18 protein-coding genes are annotated in these 20,774 nt (G+C 71.7%); 9 read left to right on the top strand and 9 right to left on the bottom strand.

What is annotated here, in order from left to right; all coding sequences use genetic code 11:
* Window positions 1-41 precede the first annotated feature (41 nt).
* Window positions 42-2,849, bottom strand: coding sequence for a preprotein translocase subunit SecA (gene secA / locus AB0Q96_RS02615; RefSeq protein ID WP_365321202.1), 2,808 nt, complete (start codon window positions 2,847-2,849; stop codon window positions 42-44).
* A 252-nt stretch (window positions 2,850-3,101) separates the two neighbouring features.
* Between secA and AB0Q96_RS02610 the strand changes: the two genes are divergently transcribed.
* Together AB0Q96_RS02610 and AB0Q96_RS02605 are read left to right on the top strand one after the other, a co-directional pair.
* On the top strand, window positions 3,102-3,674 hold the full coding sequence (locus tag AB0Q96_RS02610; protein ID WP_365321201.1) for a GNAT family N-acetyltransferase: 573 nt from the start codon (window positions 3,102-3,104) through the stop codon (window positions 3,672-3,674).
* Window positions 3,675-3,718: 44 nt separating this feature from the next.
* The gene (locus AB0Q96_RS02605; protein ID WP_365321200.1) at window positions 3,719-4,882 is read left to right on the top strand and encodes a crosslink repair DNA glycosylase YcaQ family protein; all 1,164 of its coding nucleotides are present in this window, start codon (window positions 3,719-3,721) and stop codon (window positions 4,880-4,882) included.
* Between the two features lie 46 nt (window positions 4,883-4,928).
* Here AB0Q96_RS02605 and AB0Q96_RS02600 read toward each other — a convergent pair whose 3' ends face one another.
* The 8 genes from AB0Q96_RS02600 to AB0Q96_RS02565 form a co-directional block, all read right to left on the bottom strand.
* Window positions 4,929-5,684 (bottom strand): response regulator transcription factor, encoded by a 756-nt coding sequence (locus AB0Q96_RS02600; protein ID WP_365321199.1) that lies wholly within the window; start codon window positions 5,682-5,684, stop codon window positions 4,929-4,931.
* Window positions 5,685-5,949: 265 nt separating this feature from the next.
* The gene (raiA, locus tag AB0Q96_RS02595) at window positions 5,950-6,687 is read right to left on the bottom strand and encodes a ribosome-associated translation inhibitor RaiA (protein ID WP_365321198.1); all 738 of its coding nucleotides are present in this window, start codon (window positions 6,685-6,687) and stop codon (window positions 5,950-5,952) included.
* A 245-nt stretch (window positions 6,688-6,932) separates the two neighbouring features.
* A complete protein-coding gene (locus tag AB0Q96_RS02590) occupies window positions 6,933-7,763 on the bottom strand; it encodes a ComF family protein (protein WP_365321197.1) in 831 nt (276 codons plus the stop codon).
* Between the two features lie 54 nt (window positions 7,764-7,817).
* On the bottom strand, window positions 7,818-9,584 hold the full coding sequence (locus AB0Q96_RS02585) for an LpqB family beta-propeller domain-containing protein (RefSeq protein WP_365321650.1): 1,767 nt from the start codon (window positions 9,582-9,584) through the stop codon (window positions 7,818-7,820).
* A gap of 97 nt (window positions 9,585-9,681) precedes the next feature.
* Window positions 9,682-11,667, bottom strand: a complete 1,986-nt coding sequence (gene mtrB / locus AB0Q96_RS02580) for an MtrAB system histidine kinase MtrB (RefSeq protein WP_365321196.1) — start codon at window positions 11,665-11,667, stop codon at window positions 9,682-9,684.
* 1 nt (window position 11,668) lies between these two features.
* Entirely contained in the window at window positions 11,669-12,346 is a 678-nt protein-coding gene (gene mtrA, locus AB0Q96_RS02575) for a two-component system response regulator MtrA (RefSeq protein WP_365321648.1), read from the bottom strand.
* 222 nt (window positions 12,347-12,568) lie between these two features.
* Window positions 12,569-13,066 carry a hypothetical protein gene (locus AB0Q96_RS02570; protein WP_365321195.1) on the bottom strand — a complete coding sequence of 166 codons (498 nt, stop codon included), beginning with the start codon at window positions 13,064-13,066 and terminating at the stop codon, window positions 12,569-12,571.
* Window positions 13,067-13,138: 72 nt separating this feature from the next.
* On the bottom strand, window positions 13,139-13,894 hold the full coding sequence (locus AB0Q96_RS02565; protein WP_365321194.1) for a GntR family transcriptional regulator: 756 nt from the start codon (window positions 13,892-13,894) through the stop codon (window positions 13,139-13,141).
* A 78-nt stretch (window positions 13,895-13,972) separates the two neighbouring features.
* On the opposite strand from AB0Q96_RS02565, the gene AB0Q96_RS02560 reads away from it, so the two are divergent.
* The 7 genes from AB0Q96_RS02560 (at window position 13,973) to AB0Q96_RS02530 (ending at window position 20,585) form a co-directional block, all read left to right on the top strand.
* Window positions 13,973-14,251, top strand: coding sequence for a hypothetical protein (locus AB0Q96_RS02560; RefSeq protein WP_365321646.1), 279 nt, complete (start codon window positions 13,973-13,975; stop codon window positions 14,249-14,251).
* Window positions 14,252-14,263: 12 nt separating this feature from the next.
* On the top strand, window positions 14,264-14,581 hold the full coding sequence (locus AB0Q96_RS02555) for a hypothetical protein (RefSeq protein ID WP_365321193.1): 318 nt from the start codon (window positions 14,264-14,266) through the stop codon (window positions 14,579-14,581).
* A gap of 626 nt (window positions 14,582-15,207) precedes the next feature.
* Window positions 15,208-16,416, top strand: coding sequence for a hypothetical protein (locus AB0Q96_RS02550; RefSeq protein ID WP_365321192.1), 1,209 nt, complete (start codon window positions 15,208-15,210; stop codon window positions 16,414-16,416).
* 4 nt (window positions 16,417-16,420) lie between these two features.
* The gene (locus AB0Q96_RS02545) at window positions 16,421-17,107 is read left to right on the top strand and encodes a DUF4129 domain-containing protein (protein ID WP_365321191.1); all 687 of its coding nucleotides are present in this window, start codon (window positions 16,421-16,423) and stop codon (window positions 17,105-17,107) included.
* Entirely contained in the window at window positions 17,104-18,297 is a 1,194-nt protein-coding gene (locus tag AB0Q96_RS02540) for a DUF4350 domain-containing protein (RefSeq protein WP_365321190.1), read from the top strand. Before AB0Q96_RS02545 ends, AB0Q96_RS02540 begins: the two co-directional genes overlap by 4 nt.
* Entirely contained in the window at window positions 18,294-19,277 is a 984-nt protein-coding gene (locus AB0Q96_RS02535) for a MoxR family ATPase (RefSeq protein ID WP_365321189.1), read from the top strand. The genes AB0Q96_RS02540 and AB0Q96_RS02535 overlap by 4 nt, the downstream gene beginning before the upstream one ends.
* A 12-nt stretch (window positions 19,278-19,289) precedes the next feature.
* Window positions 19,290-20,585 carry a DUF58 domain-containing protein gene (locus AB0Q96_RS02530; protein ID WP_365321188.1) on the top strand — a complete coding sequence of 432 codons (1,296 nt, stop codon included), beginning with the start codon at window positions 19,290-19,292 and terminating at the stop codon, window positions 20,583-20,585.
* Window positions 20,586-20,774: the final 189 nt, after the last annotated feature.

Here is a 20,774-nt window from a genome sequence, read left to right as displayed (position 1 = left end):
CACCGCATGCGGTGACCGGCCCCTCCGTCGCGTACTGCCGCCTACTTCTTGCGGCGACGCCCGCCCGCGTTCTTCTGGGCCTTGCGGCGCTCCGCGCGGGTCAGCCCGTCACCGGCGGCCTCGCCGCCGTCGGAGGCGAAGTCGCCCTCGACGACCGAGCCGTCACCGTCGACCTTGGGCGCGGAGAAGTGCAGCCGGTCCGGGCGCTGCGGGGCGTCCAGGCCCTTGGCGCGGATCTCCGGGCGGCCGGCGCCGGCCGGGACGGCGTCCTTCTTGTCCAGGGACGGCGCGTCCTGCACCGGGACCTCCTCGACCTGCTGCTCGACCTGGACCTCCAGGTTGAACAGGTAGCCGACGGACTCCTCCTTGATGCCCTCCATCATCGCGGAGAACATGTCGAAGCCCTCGCGCTGGTACTCGACCAGCGGGTCCTTCTGGGCCATCGCCCGCAGGCCGATGCCCTCCTGCAGGTAGTCCATCTCGTAGAGGTGCTCGCGCCACTTGCGGTCGAGCACGGAGAGGACCACGCGCCGCTCCAGCTCGCGCATGATGTCCGAGCCGAGCTGGGTCTCACGGGCGTTGTACTGCTCGTGGATGTCGTCCTTGACGGACTCGCCGATGAACTCGGCGGTGATGCCCGCCCGGTCCCCGGCCGCCTCCTCCAGCTCGTCGACCGTGACCTTGGCCGGGTAGAGCTGCTTGAAGGCGTTCCACAGCCGGTCCAGGTCCCACTCCTCGGCGAAGCCGTCGGCGGTCTCCTGGCGGATGTAGTCGTCGATCGTGTCGTCCATGAAGTGGCCGACCTGCTCCTGGAGGTCCTCGCCCTCCAGGACGCGGCGGCGCTCGCCGTAGATGACCTCGCGCTGGCGGTTGAGCACCTCGTCGTACTTCAGGACGTTCTTGCGGGTCTCGAAGTTCTGGCTCTCGACCTGGCCCTGCGCGGAGGCGATGGCGCGGGTGACCATCTTGTTCTCGATCGGCACGTCGTCCGGCACGTTCGCCATCGCCATCACGCGCTCGACCATGGCGGCCTTGAACAGGCGCATCAGGTCGTCGCCGAGCGACAGGTAGAAGCGGGACTCGCCCGGGTCGCCCTGACGGCCGGAACGGCCGCGGAGCTGGTTGTCGATACGGCGGGACTCGTGGCGCTCGGTGCCCAGGACGTACAGCCCACCGAGGTCCTTGACCTCCTCGAACTCCGCCTTCACGGCCTTCGCGGCACGCTCCAGGGCGCCCGGCAGGGCCGCGGCCCACTCCTCGACGTGCTCGACCGGGTCCAGGCCGGACTGGCGCAGCTCGGCCTCGGCGAGGTCGTCCGGGTTGCCGCCCAGCTTGATGTCGGTACCACGGCCGGCCATGTTGGTGGCGACGGTGACGGCGCCCTTGCGGCCGGCCTGCGCGACGATCACGGCCTCGCGCTCGTGGTGCTTGGCGTTCAGCACCTCGTGCTGGATGCCGCGCTTGCTGAGCTGCTGCGACAGGTACTCGGACTTCTCGACCGAGGTGGTGCCGACGAGGACCGGCTGGCCCTTCTCGTGCTTCTCCGCGATGTCGTCGACGACGGCGGCGAACTTGGCGACCTCGGTCCGGTAGATCAGGTCCGGCTGGTCCTTGCGCTGCATGGGCTTGTTCGTCGGGATCGGCACGACGCCCAGCTTGTAGATCTGGTGGAACTCGGCGGCCTCGGTCATGGCCGTACCGGTCATGCCGGAGAGCTTGTCGTAGAGGCGGAAGAAGTTCTGGAGGGTGATCGTGGCGAGCGTCTGGTTCTCGTCCTTGATGTCCACCCCTTCCTTCGCCTCGATCGCCTGGTGCATGCCCTCGTTGTAGCGGCGGCCGGCGAGGATACGGCCGGTGTGCTCGTCGACGATCATGACTTCGCCGTCGATGACGACGTAGTCCTTGTCCTTCTTGAACAGTTCCTTCGCCTTGATGGCGTTGTTCAGGTAACCGACGAGCGGGGTGTTCACCGACTCGTAGAGGTTGTCGATGCCCAGCCAGTCCTCGACCTTGGCGACACCGGCCTCGTGGATGGCGACGGTGCGCTTCTTCTCGTCGACCTCGTAGTCGCCGGTCTCCTCGATGCCCTTCAGCGGGTTGCCGGGCTCGCCCTTGGCGAGGCGGGTGACCAGCTTGGCGAAGTCGCCGTACCACTTGGTGGCCTGGTCGGCCGGGCCGGAGATGATCAGCGGCGTACGGGCCTCGTCGACGAGGATCGAGTCGACCTCGTCGACACAGGCGTAGTTGTGGCCGCGCTGGACGAGCTCGTCCTGGGACCACGCCATGTTGTCGCGGAGGTAGTCGAAGCCGAACTCGTTGTTCGTGCCGTACGTGATGTCGGCGGCGTACTGCTCACGACGCTGGGCCGGCGTCATGTTGGCCAGGATGCAGCCGACCTCCAGGCCGAGGAACTTGTGCACCCGGCCCATCATCTCGGAGTCGCGCTCGGCCAGGTAGTCGTTCACCGTGATCAGGTGCACGCCCTTGCCGGACAGCGCGTTCAGATACGCCGGGAGGGTACCGACGAGGGTCTTGCCCTCACCGGTCTTCATCTCGGCGACGTAACCGAGGTGGAGGGCGGCGCCGCCCATGATCTGGACGTCGTAGTGGCGCTGACCGAGGACGCGCTTGGCGGCCTCGCGGACGGTGGCGAAGGCCTCCGGGAGCAGGTCGTCGAGGCTCTCGCCGTCGGCGTAGCGCTGCTTGTACTCGTCCGTGAGCGCCCGCAACTCGGCGTCGGAGAGGTTCTGGAAGTCCTCTTCGATGGAGCTGACCTGGTCCGCGATGCGGTGCAGTTTGCGCAGGATCTTGCCTTCGCCTGCACGCATGAGCTTGTTGAAGACGGACACTGAGGCTGGTCTCCTTGCCGGTCGGGCCTGGCACTGGGTCTTGTCATGACTCGGGCGCGGGCACGGCAGGTGGTCCCCACCGCAACGGCCATCGTAAGCGAGACCGCCCTCGCGGAGGGAGGCCCGCTGTGCCGAAGCCCCGCTACCGCCCGTGAGGCCTCCCTCAGAGAGAACGCACGAGGCCACCGTAAGGTGCCGCCCCCTTACCGAAAAGTGTTCGCATCGGGTCGGGCGGGTCACCACAATTCCGTCATGGAGCCCATCACGCTGACCACGGAACGACTGCGTCTGCGCCTCTTCACCCCCGAGGACGCCGACGCGGTCCACGCCGCCTGCCAGAACCCCGCCATCCAGCGCTGGACCACGGTCCCCTCGCCGTACACGCGTCACGACGCCGAGTTCTTCGTCACCCGTCTGGTGCCGGAGGGCTGGAGCACCGACCGGGAGTACACCTTCGCCGTCGAGCCGGTCCAGGGCGGGCCGCTGCTGGCCGCGACCGGTCTGATGACCCGCGGGGAGGGCGTCCTGGAGGTCGGCTACTGGCTGGCCGAGGAGCACCGCGGCCACGGCTACATGACCGAGACCGTCCGCGCCGTGGCCCACTGGGCCTTCACCGCGCTCGGCTGTCACCGCCTGCTGTGGCGCGCCGAGGTCGGCAACGCCCCCTCGCGGGCCGTGGCCGAGCGGGCCGGCTTCACCGTGGAGGGCGTCGAGCGGGCGGGCCTGGTCAACAAGGGCACGGTCCGCGACTCCTGGATCGGCTCGCTGCTCCCGTCCGACCTGGGCCTGCCGTCGAAGCTGCCGTACCTCCGGCACGGCGGCTGACGGCGGGCCCGGTCGTTGTCGGTGCCGCCCTCTAGGGTCGGATCATGACGACCGCCCCGCGCCCCGCCGCCGAACTGTCCGCCGACGACGCCCGCCGGATCGCCCTGCGGGCCCAGGGCTTCCTCGGCTCCCCCGACCGCCGGGCCGGGGTGCGCGGGGTGCTGCGCCACCTGGGGCAGGTCCAGCTGGACACCATCTCCGTGCTGGCCCGCTCGCACGAGCTCATCCCGTACGCGCGTCTGGGCGCCGTCGGCCGCACCACGGTCGAGGACGCGTACTGGACCGAGGGCCACGCCTTCGAGTACTGGTCGCACGCCGCCTGCATCCTGCCGATCGAGGAGTGGCCGCTCTTCGCGTTCCGCCGCCGCGCCTACCGCGACCGCCCGCACTGGGGCCATGAGCTGTCGGAGGGGGCGTACGAGGCCGTGATCCGGCAGCTGCGGGACGAGGGCCCGCGGACGGCGACCGAGCTCGGCGGCGCGAAGAACAAGGGCGAGTGGTGGGACTGGTCCGACGCGAAGATCGCCGTCGAGCGGGCGCTGATGTACGGCGAGGTGGTGGTCACCGAGCGGCGCGGCTGGAAGCGGGTCTACGACCTGGCCGAGCGCGCCGTCCCGGCGGCGCTGCTCCACGACGACCTGGACGACACGGAGTGCCTGCGGCGGCTCGTGCGGCAGGCGGGCGAGGCGCTGGGCGTCGGCACCCGCGCGGACCTCGCCGACTACCACCGGATCAAGGGCGAGGCGTTCGACGCGGTGGTGGCGGACTCGGGGCTCGTCCCGGTGACCGTGGCGGGCTGGGGGAAGCCGGCCTGGGCGGATCCGGCGGCGCTCGCGAGCGAGCCGCGCGGGCGGCACCGGACGACGCTGCTGTCGCCCTTCGACTCGCTGATCTGGGAGCGGGCCCGCACCGAGCGCATCTTCGGCTTCACGCACCGCCTGGAGGCGTACGTGCCGAAGCCGAAGCGGGTGTACGGCTACTTCGCCATGCCGGTGCTGTCCGGCGGCCGGCTGGTCGGCCGGGTGGACCCGGCGCGTGAGGGCGGGACGCTGGTCGCCCGGCAGGTGTCCCTGGAGGGCCCGAAGGCGGTGCCCGCGGTGGCACGGGCGCTGCGCGAGGCGGCCGAGTGGGTGGGCTGCGACGCGGTGGCGGTGGAGCGCGTGGATGCTCCGGAACTCACGGCAGAGCTCGTCAAGTCGCTCGGCTGAGAGGGGCCGCCGGGGCCGGTCCGTCGGTGGTGCCGGGGCCGGTCCGTCAGCGGATCTCGAGGATCTTCTCCCGCATCGCGTAGACCACGGCTTCCATCCGGGAGTGCAGCTGGAGCTTCTCCAGGATGTTCCGCACGTGGTTCTTCACAGTGTTCTCGGAGATGAACAGCTGCTTGGCGATGTCCCGGTTGTTCATCCCGGTCGCGACCAGCTTGAGGACCTCCAGCTCGCGGTCGGTCAGCCGGGGCGCGGGCACCAGGCGGCGCTCGTCGGTGCGCTGGATCATCGACTTGAACTCGGTGAGCAGCTTCGACGCCATCGACGGGCTGATCTGCGACTGGCCGTCGGCGACGGCCCGGATCGCGGTGGCGACCTCGTCGGTGGAGATCTCCTTCAGGAGATAGCCGGTGGCGCCCGCCTTGATCGCGTCGTAGAGGTCGGCCTCCTCGTCGCTGATCGTCAGCATGATGATCTTCGCGCTGGGGGCGACCTCCTTGATGGAGGTGCAGGCCTCGATCCCGCCGCGCTTGGGCATCCGCACGTCCATCAGCACGATGTCGGGCAGCAGATCGGCCGCCTTGTCGACGGCCTCCGCCCCGTCCCCGGCCTCGCCGACGACCTGGATGTCCTCCTCCTGCGCGAGGACGATCTCCAGACCGCGGCGGAAAAGGGCGTGATCGTCAACGACGAGGACCCGGATCGGCTCGTCGCGTGACGCGCCGACGGCCGAATCCGATCCCTCCGGGTTCACCGTGCCCAGAGACTCTCGCCCGCCGTGCACCGGCCCGAAGCTGTCCGCCATCGTTCCTCCCCCTGAAGGCCGTGGCCTGAAGTTGTTTACTGCATCGCTTTCGGCCCTCCAACCGCTGCTCGGGGAGCTCCGGTTGGCGTGCACGACATGATTTCATGCCTCGGCGCCCTCGCGGTGAACGCGTGGTCGCACGCGGTCGCATTCCGTCACTTCCGGTCGCACAGGGGTGCCCCTGGGAGCGCGGGGGGCGCTCCAGGGGCACCAGGTCGGAACCGCGACCGCGGCTCGGCCGACGAGCGGGCTCGGGCGGGCCGGATCAGCCGCCGAGCGCACCGCCCGCACCACCGAGGTCCTCACCCGCGAGCGGGTCGCTCTCCAGGTGGATGACGCCGTAGTCGTAGGCGTGCCGCCGGTAGACGACACTCGGCTGCTTCGTGTCGGAGTCGACGAAGAGGTAGAAGTCGTGCCCGACCAGCTCCATCTCGTAGAGCGCCTGGTCGAGCGTCATGGGGGCGGCCTTGTGGGTCTTCTCGCGGACCACCAGCGGTCCTTCGCCCTGGACCTCGATCGAACCCATCATCGTGGTGGGGACGGTGCCGGTCTTCTCCGGCACCACCTCGCCGTTGCCGTTCAGCGACGCGACGCCCGGCACCACGTCGGCGACCTCCGCCGCCGAAAGCCTGCCGTTGCCACGGCGGGTGAACCTCTTGTCGTGCTGCTTGCGCAGTCGGGCCTCCAGCTTGTCGCTGGCGAGGTCGAGCGCTGCGTACGGGTCGCCTGCCGCCGCCTCCGCCCGGATCACCGGGCCTCGGGAGTGGAGGGTGATCTCCACGCGGTCGGACCGGTCGGCCTGCCGCGGGTTGTGCTCCTTGGACACCTCGACGTCGAGGCTGATCACCTTGCCGTCGAGCTTCTGGATCTTCTCCAGCTTCAGCTTCTCGGCCACGTGCTTACGGAACCGCTCGGGCACCTCGGTCTTGCGGCCCTTGACGACGATGTCCACGCAGAACTCCGTTCCCGGATCGCTCACTACGGCTCCTTGGCCGTCGAGCATCTCCCTTTGCACCAGACTCCGGCGATTGCCGGGGTCTCGGACTTGGCGACTTCGCCCCTCTCCTCCCCAGTCGACAAGCACCCCACCCCATCGAGCAAGAGGTTAATTCGCCCTGAACTCCTGTCCTGTAGGCGCACCCGTGCATGAGCGTGAGGCGTAGCCTTCGCCATTCCTCACAACCGAACATAGCTCGTTCGGACGGGTGTCGTCACCCGCTGACGGGACTTACCTCCATTCGGGTGTTCTTACCTCTCACCACCTGCAACGATGCAAGTTCCCCGGGAGTTCCGGTTTATTTCGAACGAAGCCGGAGAGGATGCGACCACAGCCGCCGCGGGCTGTTCGAAAAGGCTTTCCGTCCCTCGTCTCTTCGGGCTGTCCGGTAATCCGGGAATGAACAACGGGTGTACGTGAGTGAGTGCGGCACTCAGTGCCCTCGCCGCTTCCGCGAGCGAAGCCCCCGTGGTCATCAGGTCGTCCACGAGAACGCATCGCGCGGCCTTGCGCGCGGCCTCGTCCAGGAGCCGTACGCCGGCCGGGGCGACCTCCAGTGCCCCCGCCAGGTTGGCGAACCGCCCGCGCGCCCCGAGCCCCGTCTGGTCGGCGACCGCCCTGCCCTGGCGCAGCACCGGCAGGACCCGCGCGGCCCGTCCCGTACGGCGCAGCCGGGCCGCCGCGGCCAGCGCGATCCGCCGGGTCGGATCGTGGCCACGCGCGCGCACGGAGCGCCGCGAGGAAGGCACCGGTACCAGGAGCAGCGGTCCGCCCCCGAACGCCTCAGAGGGCCCGGCAGCGGCCTCCACGGCCCCCGCCAGCGCGGCGCCGAGGGCTCCGGCGAGGGGCAGCGCCCCGCGCTCCTTGTGGGCGAGGAGCAGCGCGCGCACGGCACCCTCGTACGGCGCGGCGGCATGGACGACCGGCAGCCCCGGGGGCTCGGGCCACGGGCGCACCCTGCGGGGACCGGCGCCGGTCAGCCCGGTCCCGCAGCGCGGGCACAGCGCCGTACGGGGCCTCCCGCAGCCTCCGCAGGCGACCGGCAGCACCAGCCCGGCGATCTCGCGCCACCACCCCCGCATGGCTCCACTGTCCTCCCGCGGAGCCCCCGCGGCCACCCCTGTGGAAAACCGCCGTCAGCCCGGATAGACCGGCTGCCGGCCCGCCTTGACGATGGGCTGCCAGTTCGCCCCGGGCACCAGCCGCACGATGCCGTCGTTGTCGGAGTCCGCGACCACCGGCGACTGTTCGCCGTGCGGCGCGGCGACCGCCGTGACCCCGTTCAGGCCCGGCAGGACCGAGGTCGCCGACGTCGACCCGTCCGTCTGCACGTACCGCACCTGCTGCACCCCGCCGGCCTCCGTACCGACCACGACCAGGCGGCTCGGTCCGGCCCAGGACACGGCGGTGACGGACTCCAGGCGCGGCGCCGCGCGCTGCGGGGACTCGACGGAGACGCTCTCGTGCCCCTCGCTGCGGGTGCGCTCCACCCGGCCGATCTGGAGGGTCGTGCGGTCGTCCTTCGTCACGAGCAGCGCGATCCGCACCCCGTCGGCGGAGACCCGCAGCGACTCGATCCGCGCGCCGTCCTTCAGCCACGGCGTGCTGACCTCGACCGGATCGCCCTGGCCGCCGGGCACCATCCACAGGCGCGGCTTGGCCCGGTTGCGGTCGGCGACCCACAGGTCGCCGTGGCCGTCCCAGCTCGGCGCCGACAGACGGTCCTCGCGCCGCAGTCCGGCGCTGGTCACGATCGGCGCGGCCGGCTCCTCGTCGGAGGTGATCGACGCGACCCGCAGCGCGCGGCCCTCCTGCACGACCCCGGCCGCCCGGTTCTCCTCGCGGTCCACCGCCACGTACGTCAGCGGCAGCGTGCCCCGGCCGAACGGCCCGGGCACCTCCACCGGCTTGTCCAGCTGCTTCGAGGCGACCGACAGCATCATCAGCTTGCCGTGCTCGTCGACGAAGAAGGGGTTCTCGCCCCGGCCCGGGTCGCGCACCGCCGAGTACTCCTCGATGGCCTGCCCCTTGCCGAGCATGCAGATCCGGTTGCCGTCGCTGCCCTGGAGCTCCACCTGCTCCACCCGTGCCGACGTCAGGTCGCCGAGGGTGAAGAGCAGTTGCGCCGCCATGCCCTTGCACACCAGGGCGCTGACGTGGTCGGCCTTGGCGTTGAGCGGGACCTTCAGCGTCGACTGGTCGTCGGTCGTGAGGGTCGTGACGCCCTTCTTCAGCTCCGTGCCGGAGGGGAAGCGCGAGTCGACGGCCGGCCCGAGCCAGCCCGTCGGGCCCTCCAGGAGCGCCTTCACCGTCTGCGTCACCGGATCCATCCGGGTGACCGGGTCCTGCCGCTGCCGGATGTAGACCGGGTCGGCGACGACCCAGTTCTCCCCGGAGGCGAAGTAGTACTTGTTGACCGAGCGGTAGTTGCGCAGGAAGTCCGCCTCACCGAGCACCAGGCCCGAGGGCAGGCTGTCGATGCGCCACTCCTTGCCCTTGCCGTCCGGCGAGGGCTGCTGCACCACGTGGATCGACTCGTTGAACTCGGCCGGCACCTCCGGCCGGTACGCGTGCCGGGCGTCGACCTTCGCGATCCGCCGCCCGGAGATCGGGTACGACCGCCCCTGGTTCTCCGTGTCGGCCATCCGGTCGGCCTGGTCGCGGTCGGGCGCGTTGGTGAGCACGGTGATGCTCGCCTCCGGCCGCCACGTGCGCGCCGCCTGCCGGGTCAGGTACTTCCGCGCCGTCGAGAAGCCGGGGTCGTCACTCGTCATGGCCTCCAGGAAGCCGTCGACGATCTCCTCCGGGTCGGCGTTGTCCCGGGGCGCGACCGCGTACACCCGCACCTGCGAGTCGCCCGCGTTGGACGCCTTCACCGCCCGTACGTCCCCGCTGTCGGGCATGCTCGCGCAGCCGGCCGCCAGCAGCGAGCCGCAGGCCAGCAGCACCACCCCGCGCACCGACCGTCCCCGCCCCAGGGCCTCCCGCGTCCCTCGAAGGTCAGCGCCCACGTGTCCCGCCCTCCTGCTCGGCGCGCGACGACGCCATCGGCTCGCCCCCGGCACCCGCTTCCTCGTCTCCACCCGCCGCGGGCCGCGGGACCACCCGCGCGCCGCTGCCCGGCAGCGCCGTCGGATCCACCGTCCCGCGCGGCACGGCCGGTCCCCGCGGCGGCACGGACAGCGCCGGGTGCTCCCCGGCGGGCTGCGCGGGCACCGCCGTCAGGCGTGCCCCGGCCGCCGCCTGCTCGCGGTTGCGCCGCGAGTCCTCCGGCTCCAGCGGGATCGGCGAACCGCGCAGCGGCTCGTCCGCGGTGCGCGGCAGGGTCAGCCGGAACTGCGAGCCGCCACCGGGCTCGCCCCAGGCCTGGAGCCAGCCGCCGTGCAGCCGCGCGTCCTCGACGGCGATCGACAGGCCGAGGCCCGTACCGCCGGTGGTGCGCGCGCGGGACGGGTCGGCCCGCCAGAACCGGCTGAAGACCCGGGTCGCCTCGCCGGGCTTGAGCCCGATGCCGTAGTCGCGCACGGCGACGGCCACGGCCCCGCCGGCGGCGGCCAGCCGCACGGTCACGTCCCGGCCCTCGCCGTGCTCGACGGCGTTCACGACCAGGTTGCGCAGCACCCGCTCGACCCGGCGGGCGTCCGCCTCGGCCACCACGGGCTGCTCGTCGCCGATGACGACGATCCGGCTGCCCTTGCGCTCGGCCAGCGGCTCGGCGCCGCCGATGACCCGGCGCACGACCTGGCGCAGGTCTATCGGCTCGGCCTCCAGGGCCGCGGCGCCCGCGTCGAAGCGGCTGATCTCCAGCAGGTCCGACAGCAGCGACTCGAACCGGTCGAGCTGGTCCCCGAGGAGCTCGGCGGAGCGCGCGGTGATCGGGTCGAAGTCGACCCGGGCCTCGTGGATGACGTCGGCCGCCATCCGGACCGTCGTCAGCGGGGTGCGCAGCTCGTGCGAGACGTCCGAGACGAAGCGCCGCTGCATCCGCGACAGGTCCTCCATCTGCTGGATCTTGAGCTGGAGGGTCTGCGCCATCTTGTTGAAGGCCTCGCCGAGGCGCGCGATGTCGTCCTCGCCGGTGACCTTCATGCGTTCCTGGAGCCCGCTGGCCGACAGCCGCTCGGCGACCGCGGCGGCCATCCGTACGGGGGTGACGACCTGGCGCACCACCAGCCAGGCGATGGCGCCGAGGAGCACCACGACGAACAGTCCGGCGGTCGCGAGGGTGGTCTTGACCAGGGAGAGGGAGTCCTCCTCCTGGGTCAGCGGAAAGAGGTAGTACAGCTCGTACGGCGTGCCGTCGGCGTCGTTGAGCCGCTTGCCGATCACCAGGCCGGGCTCGGACTCCTTGCCGCTGGTGTAGTGGATCCGCGCGGGCTGCTGGAAGGTGCTGGTGCCCTGCGCGACGTTGTGCCGCAGCTCGGCGGGGATGCTGGTGGTCGGATCGACCTCACCGGAGGCGCGGGCGCCCCGGCTGGCCGTGTTCCCGGTCTCCAGCGACAGCGCGACCACGTTGAACGCGCTCTGGCCGCCGCTCGCCAGCTGCTCGACCAGCGTCGAGCGCCAGTTCACCGACGCTCCGGTGCGACCGCCGTCCTGCGCGCCCGGCGCGGACGGCGTGGTCGCCGCCTTGTCCTGGGCGGCCGAGAAACCACCGGCGGCCTGGCTCTGGGCGGCCCTCTCCTTGGCGTCGAGCAACCCGTTGCGCACCTGGCCGATGACGACCAGGCCGAGCAGGAGCACGACGCCGAGCGACATGAGCAGGGTGCCCGCGACCACCCTCACCTGGAGGTTGCGCCGCCACAGCCGTACGGCGGGCAGCAGCGGCCGGCGCACCCAGCGCGCGACGAGCCGGAACGCGGGCCCGCCCGACGCACCGTCCTGGAGCAGACGGCCGAAACGCGAGCCCCCCCGCCCCGGTCCGGCAGCCCGCCCCGTACGGACTCCCGGATCCCCGGGCTTCGGAGCAGTACTGCCTGCGCTCATCTCAGCTCGGTCCTGCCTTGTAACCGACACCGCGGACGGTCACGACGATCTCGGGGCGCTCCGGATCCTTCTCGACCTTCGAGCGCAGCCGCTGCACGTGCACGTTCACCAGCCGGGTGTCGGCCGCGTGCCGGTAGCCCCAGACCTGTTCCAGCAGGACCTCACGGGTGAACACCTGCCACGGCTTGCGCGCCAGCGCCACCAGCAGATCGAACTCGAGCGGCGTCAGCGCGATCGCCAGCCCGTCCCGCTTCACCGAGTGCCCGGCCACGTCGATGACCAGGTCACCGATGGCCAGCTGCTCCGGCGCGGGCTCCTCGGACCTCCGCAGCCGCGCCCGGATCCGGGCGACGAGCTCCTTCGGCTTGAACGGCTTGACGATGTAGTCGTCGGCCCCGGACTCCAGGCCCACCACGACGTCGACCGTGTCGCTCTTGGCCGTGAGCATGACGATCGGCACCCCGGACTCGGCCCTGATCAGGCGGCAGACCTCGATACCGTCCCGACCGGGCAGCATCAGATCGAGCAGCACGAGATCCGGCTTGGCCTCCCGAAAAGCGGCGAGTGCCTTGTCACCGTCCGCAACGAACGACGGCTCGAAACCCTCACCACGCAGCACGATCCCGAGCATCTCGGCCAGTGCGGTGTCGTCATCGACGACAAGAACGCGTCCCTTCATATCGACATCATCCCATTTCCGTATCAGTATCAAAGCGGCTGGTGAGATAGCTCACTGACCTGCGGCGACGTCCCCGATTGCCCACCGTTTACCGCCGGTGTCTGTGGGTGTTGATGTCAACTTGGATGTCAGCCCCGTAACCCCCGTGGTCGCCCCGAACCGTACCTTGCGGCGCCGACCACAACCCATAGCCAGGGAACCCGACGACCGCCGGCCCGGCCGTCAGGTCCCATGCCGGAGCTGACACCGGTCGCCACTCACGTGCAGCCGCCGAAGATCATTCAGCGCGGCCACGGGGAAGGGGTGCTCCACCCACTTCGCTCGATAGCCGCCTTCCCCGTGACGCGAGAGCACTGCCTGCGCGGCCTCCACAACGGCATGGCCAAGCTCGCGGCGGGACTGCGTGGATCTCCACACAAGAGTGCCTTGCTCGTCAGGCGCGTTCCAGCTCGCCATCATGTCCGGGAACTCGTAGATCGCGATCTCCACGTGGGAGCCTCGCCCCCGGAGAACCCATCGCACCTCGGCCGGCTCAAGCTCGAAGGACACCCGCTGGACCGCCGCCGGCCCGTAGAGACCCGCGACACCGCGAAGCATGTCGCCGAGTGCGTCCGTGAGGTAGCTGACCACGTCCACCCGCTCGGCATCGCGATCAGCAACACGGCATGTAGCCCAGCCCGAACCACTCAGTTCCCAGCTGAACTGGAGATCACCCGCCATGCCACCCCTCCCCTGGTTGTGCGGAGACGCTACAGCGAGTCGGCCACACGGGCGGAGGCGACTGTCGTCGCCCTACCGCCCGACCGGCACCTCGTAGACGATCTCGCAGAGCGCTGCGGGCACGACGATGTCGGCCGTCTCCACAGGCCGACCCTCGTCGCTGTAGTACGTCCGCCGGATGTGCGTGACGAGAGCAGCCTTCTGAATCCCGAGCAGCGAGGCCTCCTCGGCCGTCGCCTGCCGGGGCTCCGGCTGCTCGACGGCATGGCCGATCGTGACACCGATCGCGGCCATCCGGTTCACGACCCCGGCCCCCGCGTGGGGCCCGCCTTCGGGAAGCACGATGAGAGTGCCCGCGGTGAGGTCGTACGGTTCCCAGCTCGTCGACAGCTGCACGGGCCGCCCATCGGCAAGGAACTCGTAAGCGGTCCGGACACACAAGTCGCCCTCGCCGATCCCGAGCCGAGCAGCGATCTCCGCCGGCGCAGGCACCTTGGCATCGGTCCGGCTCTCCCAGCCGCTCCGCTTCCCCAGGGCCTTCATGTCCGCCCGGAACGGCGACCCGTCGGGCTGCTCGCGAGCTGCGGACCGAACCATCCGCACCCGCTGCCGGGGCTCGGCCACGTACGTCCCCGACCCGGCCCGCCCCTCCAGCACGCCCTGGGAGATCAAGAGCTCCTGCGCGCGGCGAACGACGTTCTCACCGACCCCGCACTCCTGGCCGATCTGAGCACGGGAAGGAAGCCGGTCTCCGGGCGTCCACTCGCGCTCCGCGATCCGCCTGCGGAGTTCGTCGGCGATGCGCAAGTAAGGCGGCTGCTCAGGCATATGGAAAATCTAGTCCACTAGCTCTAATCTAGTTAACTAGCTTCACTGAAAGTGATCGCCGGTGACGGAGGCTGCCCTGTGCCTGCTCCAGAAGTACGCGCGGAGGCCCTCGCTGCCCGGCTGTCCGCCATCGGACTCACCGCACGCGTGGAGCAGCACGTCAGACACACGTCGATCGAAGCGGAGGTGCCGGAATCCCTCCCGGCCGAGACATGGCGGGAGGTCCTGGAAGTGGTGGCGCAGGCAGACCGGTTCGGGCTCCTCGCCACCAGCCTTGGCGGCCGCACCCTATGGGCCATCGTACGCAAGGTGGTCCCCGCGACGGGCGATGTCCGGGGACCCGGCCATCAGCGATAGGAGCTGATCAGCGTGCTCAACCGTATCCGCCGCGCCATCACGCGCACCAGAGAGCGTCACGCCCCGAAGCCTGTCTCCTGCCACCCCCGGACGGTCACTCGACTGGCCCCCGCCCCTCGCGGTCGAAGCACCCACGAGTACGTTCTCGCCGGCGAGGACACGGCCTCGATCTTGCGGCACAGCCGGATCGCGACAACGCTCGACATCTACGCGGAGGCGCTCGACCCGGATGTGATCGCCGCCGTCGGTCAGCTCGACCGGCTGTTGCGTCAGCCGGCCGCGCTCCGGCGGCTCGCCGACTCGGTCACGGACTCCGAAATCCTCAACTGATGTCAGAGATGGATGTCACGGCCCCTTCGCTCGCGGATACCCGCTGGTGGAGGGGCCGTCGCCGTCGGTCGCTCCGACAACATCCCATTTCCGTATCAGTCTCAAGGCGACTGGTGAGATACCTCACCGACCTGCGGCGACGTCCGACTTCGCCGTCCGTGAACCGCCGGTGTCCGTGGGTGCTGATGTCAGACACGCATGCCAGCCCGTGACCCCCGTGGTCGCCCAGAACCGTACCTTGCGGCGCCCGCCGCGGCCCATAGCCGAGGAGGCGGGACCGCTGCCGGTCGTGCCTCGGTCGTCACGGCTCGTGCCGACGCCGACACCGTCGTCCCGCACGCCAGCCGCCGAAGATCGTCCGACGCGGCGACCGGGAGCGGGTGCTCCGCCCCCTTCGCGCGACAGCCGCCCTCCCCCATGGTGCGGAGACGCTACGACCGGCCTCCCGCGCGCGGCGGGCCTCCCGGCGCCCGGGGCGGAGGGCACCAGGTGGGACAGGGCCCGCCCGCGGGCGGGTCACGCGTGGCACGATGGCTCCCGGCCCGTCGCCGTACCAGGCGGGAGGCCGCAGTGACCGAGCCGGTTCGCCGATCCGGCCCCGCGACCATTCCTCGAGGTGGACGACCGTGAACGACACTCCGGGCTGGACCTCGCCCGGATCTGCTCCCTCCGACGGCCAGGACGGCTCCGGTGTTCCCCGGCCCGCCTCGCCCGGCGACGTGAACGGCTCCGCCCCCCAGTGGTCCAAGGACCAGCCGCCGGCCGGCCAGTGGCAGCCGCCGACCGCCCCGGCCCCCGGCGTCCCGACGCCGGCCCGGGCGCAGTCCGGCCCCGGCCGGGGCGGCCCGCAGCCGCCGTACAACCAGTGGGGCCGGCCGCCGGCCGCGAAGCCGGGAGTGATCCCGCTGCGCCCGCTCACCATGGGCGAGATCCTCGACGGCGCCGTCACGACGATGCGCCGCTACTGGCAGACGGTGCTGACCATCTCGGTCACGGTCGCCGTGATCGGCCAGGTCGCCGACATCCTCGCGCAGCGCTATCTCGTGCCCGCCGCCCCGGCCGTGAACCCGGACGCGAGCCCGTCGGAGCAGCTTCAGCAGTCGGCCGACGCCATGCAGAACAGCCTGATCGGCATGGGCCCGGCCTACCTGATCATGCTGGTGGCCACCCTGGTGTGCGCCGCCCTGCTCACCGTGGTGATCAGCCGCGCCGTCCTGGGCCGGCCCGTCACCCTCGGCACCGCCTGGCGGGAGGCGCGGCCTCGGCTGCTCCCGCTGCTCGGGCTGACCCTGCTGATCGTCGTGATGAGCGCCGGCCTCGTGTTCGTCGGCCTGCTGCCGGGGCTGCTCCTCGGCGGGGCGGGCGGCGCGGCCCTCTCCGGCCTCGGCGGGCTCGCGGCCTTCGCGGCGGTCGTCTGGCTGACGATCCGCTTCAGTCTCGCCTCCCCCGCCCTGATGCTGGAGCGCCAGGGCGTGCTCACGTCGCTGAAGCGCTCGGCCAAGCTGGTCCAGGGCTCCTGGTGGCGCATCTTCGGCATCACGATCCTCACCCAGCTGCTGATCTTCCTCGTCGCGATGATCATCACGATCCCCGTCGCGGCCATCGCCGTAGGCACCAGCGACGCCGGCTTCAGCGGCCTCCTCTCGGGCACCACGCCCGAGAACAGCTGGTCGTTCCTGATCATCACGGGCATCGGCGGAGTGATCGTCAACGCGATCACCTACCCGATCTCGGCCGGCGTCACCGCGCTCCTCTACGTCGACCAGCGCATCCGCCGGGAGGCCCTCGACCTGGAGCTCGCCCGGGCCGCCGGTCTGCCCGGCTACGAGGGCTGATGGCGTGACGCTCACGGGGGGCACGGCCGGCGACGTACCGGTGGACATCCCCCGCGTCCCCGCCCAGGAGGCGGCGGAGCGGGAACTGTCCAAACCGATGTACCACGAGAACGATCCCAACCTGCTCCAGCGCGGCCTCGACCGCTTCTGGGACTGGGTCGGACGCCTCTTCGACTCGGCCTCCGGGGTCACCCCCGGGGGCGTGGTCGGCGTCGTGGCCATCGTCGTCGTCGTGCTCGCCGTGATCGGCGCCCTGTGGTGGCGCCTCGGCACCCCCCGCCGCTCGCCCGCCGCCACCGGCGGCGGCGACTCCCTCTTCGACGACGGCCCCCGGACCGCCGCCGAACACCGCGCGGCCGCCACCCGGCACGCCGCCGCCGGCCAGTGGAACCAGGCCGTCCAGGAGCGGATGCGCGCCATCGTCCGCTCCCTCGAAGAGCGCGCCCTGCTCGACCCGCGCCCCGGCCGCACCGCCGACGAGGCCGCCGCGGAGGCCGGCCGGTCGCTGCCCGCCCACGCCGACGGCCTGCGCTCCGCCGCCCGCGCCTTCGACGACGTGACGTACGGCGGCCGTACCGCCGACGAGCCCGCGTACCGGCGCGTCGAGCAGCTGGACACCGCCGTGGAACGGACCAGGCCGTCCCTCGAACCGGCCGCCTTCGCCACCGCCTTCACGGAGGCCCCCCGATGAGCCGGCCGGCCGCCGCCACCACCTCGACCTCGCTCACCCCCCGCCAGCTCTGGGCCCGCGCGCGCGGCGCCCTGCTGCTCCTCGCCCTGGTCCTGACCGGCGGCCTCGTCCTCGCGACGATGCACTCGTCCGACCACCACGGCATCCTCGACCCGCGCTCGGCCGACCCGTCCGGCAGCCGCGCCCTCGCCGAACTCCTCAAGGCACAGGGCGTCACCGTCGAGGTGACCACCACCCTCGCCGGGGCCACCGCCGCCACCGGCGCGGACACCACGCTCCTCGTCACGGCACCGGACCTGCTCACCGGCACCCAGCGGTCCACCCTGCATGCGGCGATGAAGGGCTCGGCAGCCCGCACCGTCCTGCTGGGCGCCGGCACCCCGTCCCTCGGCACCCTGGTCCCCGGCCTCACCACCAGCGGCGACGCCCCGGTGGGCGCCCTGGAACCCGCCTGCACCCTGACGGCCGCGACCCGCGCCGGCAGCGTCGACCTCGGCGGCGAGCGCTACGTCACCGGCCGCACGACCGCCGACAGCTGCTACTACGCGGACGGCCTGCCGACCCTGGTCCGCGTCCCCGGCCAGGGCACCGCCGACACCGTGCTGCTCGGCTCCCCCGAACTCCTCTCCAACAAGCGGCTCGACCAGCGGGGCAACGCCTCCCTCGCGCTGCAACTCCTCGGCTCCCGGCCCCATCTCGTCTGGTACCTCCCCTCACTGGCCGATGTCCCGGCCGACGCCGGGTCCGAGGACACCGGCACCGGTTTCCTCGACCTGATCCCGTCCGGCTGGCTGTGGGGCACCCTGCAGCTCGCCGTCGCGGCCCTGCTCGCCGCCGTCTGGCGGGCCCGCCGGCTCGGCCCCCTCGTGGCCGAACGCCTCCCGGTCGCCGTCCGCGCCTCCGAGGCCACCGAGGGCCGCGCCCGCCTCTACCGCAAGACCGACGCCCGCGACCGCGCCGCGACCGTGCTGCGGACCGCGACCCGCCTCCGGCTCGCGCCGCTCCTCGGCGTCCCCGTCCAGGACGCCCACACGGCCGAACTCCTCCTTCCCGCACTCTCCACCCGTGTCCCGGCCGCCGCCGCGGACCACCGGGACCTTCTCTTCGGCACGGCTCCCGCCGACGACGCCGCCCTCGTCCGCCTGGCGGACCAACTCGACGCCCTCGAAAGAGAGGTACGCACTTCATGAGCGCCCCGACCCCCGAGACCGTCACGACCTCGGACAGCGCCCGCGCCTCCCTGGAGGCCCTGCGCACCGAGATCGGCAAGGCCGTGGTCGGCCAGGACCCCGCCGTCACCGGTCTCGTCGTCGCCCTGCTCTGCCGGGGGCACGTCCTCCTCGAAGGCGTGCCCGGTGTCGCGAAGACCCTCCTCGTCCGGGCGCTCGCCTCCGCTCTCGAACTCGACACGAAGCGCGTCCAGTTCACCCCCGACCTGATGCCGGCCGACATCACGGGATCGCTCGTGTACGACAGCAGGACCGCCGAGTTCTCCTTCCAGCCCGGCCCGGTCTTCACCAACCTGCTGCTCGCCGACGAGATCAACCGCACCCCCCCGAAGACCCAGTCCTCGCTCCTGGAGGCCATGGAGGAGCGTCAGGTCACCGTGGACGGTCAACCCCGGCTGCTGCCCGAGCCGTTCCTGGTCGCCGCGACCCAGAACCCGGTCGAGTACGAGGGCACCTATCCGCTGCCCGAGGCCCAGCTCGACCGTTTCCTGCTCAAGCTGACGGTCCCGCTGCCTTCACGCGAGGACGAGATCAGCGTCCTGACCCGTCACGCCGAGGGCTTCGACCCTCGTGACCTGAAGGCCGCCGGTGTCCGCCCGGTCGCCGGCCCCGCCGAACTCGAGGCCGCCCGCGAGGCGGTCGCCAAGGTGGCGGTCTCCCCCGAGATCGCCGGCTATGTCGTCGATATCTGCCGTGCCACGCGTGAATCCCCCTCGCTCACTCTCGGCGTCTCCCCCCGAGGAGCCACCGCCCTGCTCTCCACGGCCCGCGCCTGGGCCTGGCTCACCGGCCGGGACTACGTCACCCCGGACGATGTGAAGGCCCTGGCCCTGCCGACCCTCCGTCACCGCGTCCAACTGCGGCCCGAGGCCGAGATGGAGGGAGTCGGCTCCGACTCCGTCATCAACTCGATCCTCGCCCACGTCCCCGTACCCCGCTGAGAACGGCGCCCCATGGCCCTCACCGGACGCACCGCGCTGCTCGCCGCCCTCGGATCGCTTCCCGTCGGTCTCCTCGCCCCCAGTTGGACGGGGATGCTCGCCGTGAACGCGCCCCTCTCGCTAGCAATTCTGTGCGACTACGCGCTGGCCGCGCCAGTGAGAACGCTCCAGTTCACTCGAAGTGGTGACACAAGCGTTCGACTTGGTGACGGCGCGGACGTCCTGCTCACGGTCACCAACCGGTCCCGCCGCCGCCTGCGGGCCCGACTCCGCGACGCCTGGCCCCCGAGCAGCACCCAGGCTCCCGCGCGCCAGGAGTTGACGGTCCCGGCCGGTGAGCGCCGCCGCTTCGCCACGGCCCTGCGACCCAGCCGCCGCGGCGACCACCGCGCCGAGCGCGTCACCGTGCGTTCGTACGGCCCGCTCGGCCTGGCCGCCCGTCAGGGCAACCACGAGGTGCCGTGGACGGTCCGGGTCCTGCCGCCGTTCGCCAGCCGCAAGCACCTGCCGTCGCGCCTGGCCCGGCTGCGTGAACTGGACGGCCGCACCAGTGTTCTGACGCGGGGTGAGGGCACGGAGTTCGACAGCCTCCGCGAGTACGTCCCCGGGGACGACACCCGCTCGATCGACTGGCGGGCCACCGCCCGCCGGACGACGGTCGCCGTCCGCACCTGGCGTCCCGAGCGGGACCGGCACATCCTGATCGTCCTAGACACCGGCCGTACGTCGGCCGGTCGCGTCGGCGACGTCCCCCGGCTCGACGCCTCGATGGACGCCGCGCTCCTGCTGACCGCCCTGGCCTCCCGTGCCGGCGACCGCGTGGACCTCCTGGCCTACGACCGCCGCCTCCGCGCCCAGGTCCAGGGCCGTTCCGCGAGCGACGTGCTGCCGGCCGTGGTCGACGCTCTGGCGCCGCTCGAAGCCGAGCTCGTCGAGACCGACGCCCGCGGCCTGGCGGCCACGGCACTCGCGCGCGCTCCCCGCCGGTCCCTGATCGTCCTGCTGACCGGTCTGGACGCGGCCCCGATCGAGGAGGGCCTCCTGCCCGTCCTGCCGCAGCTCACCCAGCGCCACACGGTGCTGGTGGCCTCCGTCGCCGATCCGCACGTCGCCCGCATGGCCGGCGCCCGTGGCACGGTCGAGGGCGTCTACGAGGCCGCGGCGGCCACGCAGGACCAGGCTCAGCGTCTGCGGACCGCGGACCAGCTTCGGCGGCACGGGGTCACGGTCGTGGACGCGACGCCGGACGACCTGGCCCCCGCCCTCGCGGACGCCTACCTGGCCCTGAAGGCCGCCGGCCGCCTCTGACACACCCCTGTGGGGTCCGGGCTCACGGAGCCCCACAGGGGTACGTGAACAGGGACAGGGACAGGGACGCGGTGGGTCATGGGTCGAGAAAACTGCCCGTAAACGCAGAAAAGCCCCGCACCATAAGGTGCGGGGCTTTCCCACAATGATTGTTCGGCGGCGTCCTACTCTCCCACAGGGTCCCCCCTG

Source organism: Streptomyces sp. NPDC093111 (genome assembly GCF_040683955.1).
GTDB lineage: Bacteria > Actinomycetota > Actinomycetes > Streptomycetales > Streptomycetaceae > Streptomyces.
The sequence above is the reverse complement of the archived record's forward strand: the minus strand, read 5'-3'. Positions and strand labels throughout refer to the sequence as shown.

Bases quoted from the DNA above. Each gene is read 5' to 3' on its own strand.
- mtrB (WP_365321196.1), bottom strand. From the start codon at position 11,667: ATGAGCGCAGGCAGTACTGCTCCGAAGCCCGGGGATCCGGGAGTCCGT.
- mtrA (WP_365321648.1), bottom strand. From the start codon at position 12,346: ATGAAGGGACGCGTTCTTGTCGTCGATGACGACACCGCACTGGCCGAG.
- AB0Q96_RS02530 (WP_365321188.1), top strand. From the start codon at position 19,290: ATGGCCCTCACCGGACGCACCGCGCTGCTCGCCGCCCTCGGATCGCTT.
- AB0Q96_RS02570 (WP_365321195.1), bottom strand. From the start codon at position 13,066: ATGGCGGGTGATCTCCAGTTCAGCTGGGAACTGAGTGGTTCGGGCTGG.
- raiA (WP_365321198.1), bottom strand. From the start codon at position 6,687: ATGCTCGACGGCCAAGGAGCCGTAGTGAGCGATCCGGGAACGGAGTTC.
- AB0Q96_RS02610 (WP_365321201.1), top strand. From the start codon at position 3,102: ATGGAGCCCATCACGCTGACCACGGAACGACTGCGTCTGCGCCTCTTC.
- AB0Q96_RS02585 (WP_365321650.1), bottom strand. From the start codon at position 9,584: ATGCCCGACAGCGGGGACGTACGGGCGGTGAAGGCGTCCAACGCGGGC.
- AB0Q96_RS02590 (WP_365321197.1), bottom strand. From the start codon at position 7,763: ATGCGGGGGTGGTGGCGCGAGATCGCCGGGCTGGTGCTGCCGGTCGCC.
- AB0Q96_RS02565 (WP_365321194.1), bottom strand. From the start codon at position 13,894: ATGCCTGAGCAGCCGCCTTACTTGCGCATCGCCGACGAACTCCGCAGG.
- AB0Q96_RS02535 (WP_365321189.1), top strand. From the start codon at position 18,294: ATGAGCGCCCCGACCCCCGAGACCGTCACGACCTCGGACAGCGCCCGC.
- AB0Q96_RS02605 (WP_365321200.1), top strand. From the start codon at position 3,719: ATGACGACCGCCCCGCGCCCCGCCGCCGAACTGTCCGCCGACGACGCC.
- AB0Q96_RS02540 (WP_365321190.1), top strand. From the start codon at position 17,104: ATGAGCCGGCCGGCCGCCGCCACCACCTCGACCTCGCTCACCCCCCGC.
- AB0Q96_RS02600 (WP_365321199.1), bottom strand. From the start codon at position 5,684: ATGGCGGACAGCTTCGGGCCGGTGCACGGCGGGCGAGAGTCTCTGGGC.